This window comes from Ligilactobacillus ceti DSM 22408, assembly GCF_000423245.1.
Classification (GTDB): domain Bacteria; phylum Bacillota; class Bacilli; order Lactobacillales; family Lactobacillaceae; genus Ligilactobacillus; species Ligilactobacillus ceti.
The window spans coordinates 1-1,235 of record NZ_AUHP01000007.1 but is presented as its reverse complement, the minus strand read 5'-3'; the positions used below and the strand labels follow the sequence as shown (position 1 = coordinate 1,235).

Annotated in this window: 1 rRNA gene; it reads left to right on the top strand. The window is 49.1% G+C overall.

The window, feature by feature from the left end:
• A 23S ribosomal RNA gene (locus tag G540_RS0100475) occupies positions 1 to 1,235 on the top strand; the annotation flags it as partial.

Here is a 1,235-nt window from a genome sequence, read left to right as displayed (position 1 = left end):
TTTCCCCATATCAGTATCCTGAGTACGGCGGAACACGAGAAATTCCGTCGGAATCTGGGAGGACCATCTCCCAAGGCTAAATACTCTCTAGTGACCGATAGTGAACCAGTACCGTGAGGGAAAGGTGAAAAGCACCCCGGGAGGGGAGTGAAATAGTACCTGAAACCATGTGCCTACAAGTAGTCAGAGCCCGTTAATGGGTGATGGCGTGCCTTTTGTAGAATGAACCGGCGAGTTACGTTTACATGCGAGGTTAAGGCGGAAAGGCCGGAGCCGAAGCGAAAGCGAGTCTGAATAGGGCGAAATAGTATGTGGACGTAGACCCGAAACCAGGTGACCTATCCATGTCCAGGTTGAAGGTGTGGTAAAACACACTGGAGGACCGAACCCGTGTACGTTGAAAAGTGCTGGGATGAGGTGTGGATAGAGGTGAAATTCCAATCGAACTTGGAGATAGCTGGTTCTCTCCGAAATAGCTTTAGGGCTAGCCTCGGAATTAAGAATCGTGGAGGTAGAGCACTGTTTGGACTAGGGGCCCATCTAGGGTTACTGAATTCAGATAAACTCCGAATGCCACTGATTTATGTCCGGGAGTCAGACTGCGAGTGATAAGATCCGTAGTCGAAAGGGAAACAGCCCAGACCACCAATTAAGGTCCCTAAATATGTGTTAAGTGGAAAAGGATGTGGGATTGCACAGACAACTAGGATGTTGGCTCAGAAGCAGCCACCATTTAAAGAGTGCGTAATAGCTCACTAGTCGAGTGATCCTGCGCCGAAAATGTAACGGGGCTAAACACATTACCGAAATTGTGGATGCGACCATAAGGTCGCGTGGTAGGAGAGCGTTCTAAGGGCAACGAAGCCAGATCGTAAGGACTGGTGGAGCGCTTAGAAGTGAGAATGCCGGTATGAGTAGCGAAAGATGGGTGAGAATCCCATCCACCGAATGACTAAGGTTTCCTGGGGAAGGCTCGTCCTCCCAGGGTTAGTCGGGACCTAAGGCGAGGCCGAGAGGCGTAGTCGATGGATAACAGGTTGAGATTCCTGTACTAGTTAAGTGTGTTTGAGCAATGGAGGGACACAGGAGGCTAACGATGCGTGCTGTTGGATATGCACGTCCAAGCAACAAGTTTTCAATCGAGTCAAATGCTTGATTGTATAAGAACGAGTTGTGATGGGGAGCGAATAAAGTAGCGAAGAAAGTGATGTCACACTGTCAAGAAAAGCTTCTAG